Raw genomic sequence first — 6,474 nt, forward strand, 5'->3', positions numbered from 1 at the left:
CGGCACGCTGGTGGGGGCGGCGCTGGGGGCCGTCATCGTCAATGCGGGCAAGACCTGGTTCACCGGCGTGCTGCCGGAAGCCTGGCTGTTCGCCCTCGGCGCGCTGTTCGTGCTGGTCACCCTGTTCCTGCCCAAGGGGGTGCTGGGCCTTGCCTCCAGCATTTCCGAACGCTGGAAGGCGCGGCGGCCCGCCGCGACGCCCACCCCCGAGCCGGCGGAGTGAGCGCCATGAGCTTCGAGACCAGCTTTCAGACCCAGTCCGCCGAACCCTATGTGGTGAAGTCCCACGGCGCCCTCGCGCTGGAAGCGGAGATGCGGGAGATCGAGGGCGCGCGCTCGGGGCCGGATCCCAAGGCCCTCACCTCGGCGCTGCTCTATCTCGACAACATCACCGTCTCCTTCGACGGCTTCCGCGCGCTGAACGCCCTCTCCCTCGTCATCGGGGAGGCGGAGATGCGGGCCATCATCGGCCCCAACGGCGCCGGCAAGACCACCATGATGGACGTGATCACCGGCAAGACGCGCCCCAACCAGGGTGTCGCGCTGTTCGCCGGCACCCACGACCTCACCAGCCTGGACGAGGCGGCCATCGCCCAGCTCGGCATCGGCCGCAAGTTCCAGACGCCCACTGTGTTCGACATGCATTCGGTGGAGGACAATATCCTCCTCGCGCTGAAGGAGGACCGGCGGCCCTTCTCCAACATCTACTGGCGCCGCACGCCCCATGAGCGCGAGCGCATCGACGAGCTGCTGGAGCGCGTGCGCCTCAAGGACGCCCGCTTCCGCCGCGCCGGCGATCTTTCCCACGGCCAGAAGCAGTGGCTGGAGATCGGCATGCTGCTGGCGCAGGAGCCGCGCCTGCTGCTGGTGGACGAGCCCGCCGCCGGCATGACCGACCAGGAGACGGCGGATACCGCGGTGCTGCTGCGCGAGATCGCCAAGACCCGCTCGGTGGTGGTGGTGGAGCACGACATGCAGTTCGTGCGCGATCTCGACGTGAAGGTCACCGTGCTGCACGAAGGCTCGGTGCTCGCCGAAGGCCCGCTCGATCAGGTGAGCGCCGACGAGCGGGTCATCGAAGTGTATCTGGGGAGGTGAGGGGATGCTGAAGGTTGAGAACCTCGACCTCTATTACGGCGCCGCCCACACCCTGAAGAAGGTGTCAGTGGAGGCGCATGCGGGCAAGGTCACCTGCGTGCTCGGCCGCAACGGCGTGGGCAAGACCTCGCTGCTGCGCGCCATCGTCGGCCAGCGGCCCATCGCCGGCGGCTCCATTACGCTGGACGGCAGGGAGATTTCCAAGCTGCCGACGCCGGACCGCGCCGGGCTGGGCATCGGCTTCGTGCCGCAGGGGCGCGAGGTGTTCCCGCTGCTCTCCGTGAAGGAGAATCTGGAGACCGGCTTCGCCCGCCTCGCCCGCAAGGACAAATACGTCCCGGACGAGGTGTTCGAGCTGTTTCCCGTGCTCAATTCCATGCTGCGCCGGCGCGGCGGCGATCTTTCCGGCGGGCAGCAGCAGCAGCTCGCCATCGGCCGCGCGCTGGTCACCCGCCCGCGCCTGCTGGTGCTGGACGAACCCACCGAAGGCATCCAGCCCTCCATCATCAAGGATATCGGCCGGGCCATCTCCTACCTGCGTGACAAGGGCGACATGGCGATCATACTGGTGGAGCAGTATTTCGAGTTCGCGCGCGAGCTCGCCGACAGCTTCATCCTGATGGATCGCGGCGAGGTGGTGGCGCGCGGGGACAGGAGCGGGCTCGATGGCGACGATGTCCGCCGCCTCATGGCGATCTGACGAGACGGCGGGTTCCGCCGGCGGGCCATCACCTCCGGTGGCCGGCATGTCGGCCGCGACGGCACGGGAACGCGCCCTGCGCCAGCGCAGTGAGGGGCGGGTGCGCATCGCCGTGGCCGCGTTTGCAGGCGTGACGCGCCTGTCCGACCTTGCCGAGGGCGGCGCCCTGCGCGCCCGCCTGCCACGGGGCGGACCGGGGCTGGAAGCGGTCATCGTCAACACGGCCGGAGGGGTGGCCAGCGGCGATGTCTTTTCCATCGCCGCACAGGCGGGGCCGGGCACCCATCTCACCGTGGCGACGCCCGCCGCCGAGAAGGTCTATCGCTCCGATGGCGCGTGCGCCGACATCCGCGTGCGGCTTGCGGCGGAAGCCGGGGCGCGGCTCGAATGGCTGCCCCAGGAGACCATCCTGTTCGACCGCGCCCGCCTCAAGCGCCGCTACGAGATCGACCTGTCCGGCTCGTCGTCCTTCCTCTCGTTCGAGGCGCTGATGCTCGGCCGCCTCGCCCATGGCGACGCCATGGGGGAGGCGCATCTGGAGGATCATTGGCGGGTGCGGCGGGACGGCGCCCTGATCTTCGCCGATGCGCTGCGCCTTGCCGGCCCGGTGGGCGCGCTCCTCGCCCGGCCGGCGGTGGCCGGCGGGAATCGGGCGCTGGCGACGCTGCTTTATGTCGCCCCTGACGCCGAGCGCCGGCTGGAGGAGGCCCGCGTGCTCCTCGAAGGCGCCCGCAGCGAAGTGGGCGCGAGCACGTGGAACGGGCTTCTTTGCGTGCGCCTGCTTGCCCCCGACATCGAAACGTTGCGTCGGGATGCGACCTCGTTTCTCATGGCCTTCCGAAAGGCCCCGCTGCCCCGCGTGTGGGCCACCTGAGTCCCGTTCCAAGGAGACGACGCCGTGCTGCTGACGCCGCGCGAGAAAGACAAGCTCTTCATCGCCATGGCCGCCGAGGTGGCCCGCAGGCGCCTCGCCCGGGGCGTGAAGCTGAACCATCCCGAAGCCGTCGCCCTCATCACCGACTTCGTGGTGGAGGGCGCGCGGGACGGGCGCACCGTGGCCGAACTGATGGAGCTGGGTGCCCGCGTCCTCACCGCCGACCAGGTGATGGACGGCATCTCCGAAATGATCCACGACATCCAGGTGGAGGCCACCTTCCCGGACGGCACCAAGCTGGTCACGGTGCATCATCCCATTCGCGGCGCACCGTCTGAAACCGTTCCCGGAGAACTGGTGCCGCAGGAAGGCGATATCCACTTCAACCAGGGGGCCGAGCGGGTGCGTCTCACGGTCGCCAATACCGGCGACCGGCCGATCCAGGTGGGCAGCCACTATCATTTCTACGAGACCAACCCGGCGCTGGCCTTCGAGCGGGAGCAGGCGCGCGGCATGCGCCTCGACATCGCCCCCGGCACGGCGGTGCGCTTCGAGCCCGGCGCGACGCGGGAGGTGACGCTGGTGCCCTTCGGCGGCAAGCGCGAGGTCTACGGGTTCCGGGGAGAGGTGGCGGGGAAGCTCTGAGATGGCGATGCAGCATTATTCCGGCGGCTGCCAGTGCGGCGCCGTCCGCTTCGAGGTGGACGTGGACCTCGACCACACCGTGACCTGCAACTGTTCCCGCTGCCGTCCGCTCGGCAGCATCCTGGCCTTCGCGCCCGCTTCCGCCTTCCACTTGGTCAAGGGCGAGGGAGCGACGACCGAGTATCTCTTCAACAGCGGCAAGATCCATCATCTGTTCTGCTCGACCTGCGGCATCGAATCCTTCGCACGCGGCACGGCACCGGACGGCGCGGATGTGGTGGCGGTGAACGCCCGTTGCCTTGAAGGCGTAGACCTCAAGGCCCTGCATCCGGTCGAATACGACGGCGCGAGCAAGTAAGGAGTCCGACATGACCACCGGTCGCATGCCCCGCGCCGCCTATGCCCACATGTTCGGCCCCACCGTGGGCGACAAGGTGCGGCTCGCCGACACGCAGCTCTTCATCGAGATCGAGAAGGACTTCACCGTCTACGGCGAGGAGGTGAAGTTCGGCGGCGGCAAGGTCATCCGCGACGGCATGGGCCAGTCGCAGGTTGCCAACGCGGATGGCGCGGTGGACACCGTCATCACCAACGCGGTGGTGCTCGACCACTGGGGCGTGGTGAAAGCCGACGTGGGCCTGAAGAACGGGCGCATCGCCCGCCTCGGCAAGGCCGGCAATCCGGACGTGCAGGACGGGGTGGACATCATCATCGGCCCCGGCACCGAGGTGATCGCGGGGGAGGGCAAGATCCTCACCGCCGGCGGCTTCGACAGCCACATCCATTTCATCTGCCCCCAGCAGATCGAGGAGGCGCTTTCATCCGGCGTCACCACCATGCTGGGCGGCGGCACCGGGCCGGCCACCGGCACCTTCGCCACCACCTGCACGCCGGGGCCGTGGCACATCGCCCGCATGATCGAGGCGGCCGATTCCTTCCCCATGAACCTTGCCTTCGCCGGCAAGGGCAACGCCTCGCTCCCCGCCGCGCTGGAGGAGATGGTGCTGGCCGGCGCCTGCGCCCTCAAGCTGCACGAGGACTGGGGTACGACGCCCTCGGCCATCGACTGCTGCCTCTCGGTGGCCGACGCCCTCGACGTTCAGGTGATGATCCACACCGACACGCTCAACGAATCGGGCTTCGTGGAGGACACCATCGCCGCCTTCAAGGGCCGCACCATCCACGCCTTCCACACCGAGGGGGCGGGCGGCGGACATGCGCCGGACATCATCAAGGTGGCGGGGCTTGAGAATGTGCTGCCGTCCTCCACCAATCCGACCCGGCCCTACACCCGCAACACCATCGACGAGCATCTGGACATGCTCATGGTGTGCCACCATCTCGACCCGGAGATCGCCGAGGACCTCGCCTTCGCCGAGAGCCGCATCCGCAAGGAGACCATCGCGGCGGAGGATATCCTTCACGACCTCGGCGCCCTCTCCATGATGAGCTCGGACAGTCAGGCCATGGGCCGCGTGGGCGAGGTGATCATCCGCACCTGGCAGACCGCGGACAAGATGAAGCGCCAGCGCGGCAAGCTGCCCGGAGAGCGCGACAGCGACAATCTGCGCGCCCGGCGCTACATCGCCAAATACACCATCAATCCGGCCATCGCCCACGGCATGTCGCGCCATATCGGCTCGGTGGAGGCGGGCAAGCTCGCCGACCTCGTTTTGTGGACGCCGGCCTTCTTCGGGGTGAAGCCCGACCTCGTCATCAAGGGCGGCGCCATCGCCATGGCGCAGATGGGCGACCCCAACGCCTCCATCCCCACCCCCCAGCCGGTGCACTACCGGCCCATGTTCGGCGCCTACGGGCGGGCGGGCACCCACACCTCGCTCACCTTCGTCTCGAAATCGGCCATCGAGGACGGGCTCGCCGGCCGGCTGGGCATTTCCAAGGAACTGGTGGCGGTGGAGAACACGCGCTCGGGCATCTCCAAGAAGAGCATGATCAACAACGACGCCACCCCGGTGATCGAAGTGGACCCGGAAACCTACGACGTGCGCGCGGATGGCGAGCTTCTGGTCTGCGAGCCAGCCGAGGTGCTGCCCATGGCGCAGCGCTATTTCCTGTTCTGACCGGGCCGCGAGAAGGACTTCACGCAACGCGGAGCCTTCGCCGTGGCTGCATTGCCACCGCCAGCCTGCTGGAAGAATATGTGGACGAGGCCGAAAAGCGCCTGTGGTTCCTGTTCGAGACCAACCAGAATCGGCAGGACAGCGCCACCTGAGCACACAAGGTCCGCTCCGGGCGAACGGGGCGGGGCGGCGTTCGGGGGCGGTTTGGAGTAAGGTCATGATCCGCGCCACCACCGTCGTCCGCCGTCCCGCAGTCCGCGCGGAGAAGGTGGCCGACGAAATCACCCTCGATCACCACGCCCGCCACCGCCGCCGCTTCGCCCTGACTGCGGACGGTGGCACCCAATTCCTCCTCGACCTCGACAAGGCGACGGTCCTGGACGACGGCGACGCGGTGAAGCTGGAGGATGGCCGCCTCATCCGTATCAAGGCCGCGCCCGAGGACCTGGTGGAGGTCACTACCGCCAATCCGCTGCGGCTGATGAAGGTGGCGTGGCACCTGGGCAACCGCCACGTGCCGGCGGAGATCACTGAGAGCGCGGTCTATTTCGTGGACGACCACGTGCTCACCGAGATGGTGCGCGGCCTCGGCGCCGGCGTCGCCAAGGTGGTGCGGCCGTTCCGGCCCGAGAAGGGCGCCTATGAGGCGGCCGAGGCCCATGGCGGGCAGGGGCACGAAGGCCATGGGCATGAAGGCCATGGGCACGATCATGGCCATCATGAGCACGCCTCTCACGGCCACGGTCATGGCGAGGCCCGCCCCGAAGCGCACGTGCATGGGCCGGGCTGCGGGCACGATCACGCCCACGATGACCACGCCCATGATGCCCATCACGATCATTCCCCTGGCGGCGAGCCTCACGGTGAAGCTCATGCCGCGCATGGGGAGCCGGGCCACGTTCACGGCCCGGGCTGCGGCCATGACCATGCTCACGACCATGACCATGCTCACGACCATGGCCATGCCGGCCACAAGCATGGCTGAAACCCGATCGGGCGTTCCGTCTTCCCCGGCGCTCGCGTCCGGCACGCGGGGCAGGGCCTGTCTCTTATACCCATCTGACGCTGCCGACGAC

Annotated in this window: 7 protein-coding genes and 1 pseudogene; all 8 read left to right on the forward strand. The window is 68.5% G+C overall.

The genetic code is table 11. The features are described 5' to 3' along the window. Positions 1–223 (forward strand): annotated as a pseudogene (locus tag K9U40_RS21335) (urea ABC transporter permease subunit UrtC); the annotation flags it as partial. A gap of 89 nt (positions 224–312) precedes the next feature. Then, positions 313–1,098 carry an urea ABC transporter ATP-binding protein UrtD gene (gene urtD / locus K9U40_RS21340; RefSeq protein ID WP_282892132.1) on the forward strand — a complete coding sequence of 262 codons (786 nt, stop codon included), beginning with the start codon at positions 313–315 and terminating at the stop codon, positions 1,096–1,098. A gap of 4 nt (positions 1,099–1,102) precedes the next feature. Next, positions 1,103–1,798: an urea ABC transporter ATP-binding subunit UrtE gene (urtE, locus tag K9U40_RS21345; RefSeq protein WP_282892127.1), complete on the forward strand. Its 696-nt coding sequence runs from the start codon at positions 1,103–1,105 to the stop codon at positions 1,796–1,798. Continuing rightward, positions 1,764–2,672, forward strand: a complete 909-nt coding sequence (locus K9U40_RS21350) for an urease accessory protein UreD (protein ID WP_414114779.1) — start codon at positions 1,764–1,766, stop codon at positions 2,670–2,672. The genes urtE and K9U40_RS21350 overlap by 35 nt, the downstream gene beginning before the upstream one ends. Positions 2,673–2,696: 24 nt before the next feature. After that, positions 2,697–3,317 carry an urease subunit gamma gene (locus K9U40_RS21355; RefSeq protein WP_282892128.1) on the forward strand — a complete coding sequence of 207 codons (621 nt, stop codon included), beginning with the start codon at positions 2,697–2,699 and terminating at the stop codon, positions 3,315–3,317. Position 3,318: 1 nt separating this feature from the next. Continuing rightward, positions 3,319–3,675 (forward strand): GFA family protein, encoded by a 357-nt coding sequence (locus tag K9U40_RS21360; protein ID WP_282892129.1) that lies wholly within the window; start codon positions 3,319–3,321, stop codon positions 3,673–3,675. A 10-nt stretch (positions 3,676–3,685) separates the two neighbouring features. After that, complete coding sequence (gene ureC, locus K9U40_RS21365) at positions 3,686–5,398, forward strand: urease subunit alpha (RefSeq protein WP_282892130.1); 1,713 nt, start codon at positions 3,686–3,688, stop codon at positions 5,396–5,398. Positions 5,399–5,615: 217 nt separating this feature from the next. Beyond that, positions 5,616–6,383, forward strand: a complete 768-nt coding sequence (locus tag K9U40_RS21370) for an urease accessory protein UreE (protein WP_282892131.1) — start codon at positions 5,616–5,618, stop codon at positions 6,381–6,383. The last annotated feature ends 91 nt before the right edge of the window (positions 6,384–6,474 follow it).

It is taken from the genome of Xanthobacter autotrophicus, assembly GCF_030015065.1.
GTDB lineage: Bacteria > Pseudomonadota > Alphaproteobacteria > Rhizobiales > Xanthobacteraceae > Xanthobacter > Xanthobacter autotrophicus_D.

Bases quoted from the DNA above. Each gene is read 5' to 3' on its own strand.
- ureC (WP_282892130.1), top strand. From the start codon at position 3,686: ATGACCACCGGTCGCATGCCCCGCGCCGCCTATGCCCACATGTTCGGC.
- K9U40_RS21370 (WP_282892131.1), top strand. From the start codon at position 5,616: ATGATCCGCGCCACCACCGTCGTCCGCCGTCCCGCAGTCCGCGCGGAG.
- urtE (WP_282892127.1), top strand. From the start codon at position 1,103: ATGCTGAAGGTTGAGAACCTCGACCTCTATTACGGCGCCGCCCACACC.
- K9U40_RS21360 (WP_282892129.1), top strand. From the start codon at position 3,319: ATGGCGATGCAGCATTATTCCGGCGGCTGCCAGTGCGGCGCCGTCCGC.
- K9U40_RS21350 (WP_414114779.1), top strand. From the start codon at position 1,764: ATGGCGACGATGTCCGCCGCCTCATGGCGATCTGACGAGACGGCGGGT.
- urtD (WP_282892132.1), top strand. From the start codon at position 313: ATGCGGGAGATCGAGGGCGCGCGCTCGGGGCCGGATCCCAAGGCCCTC.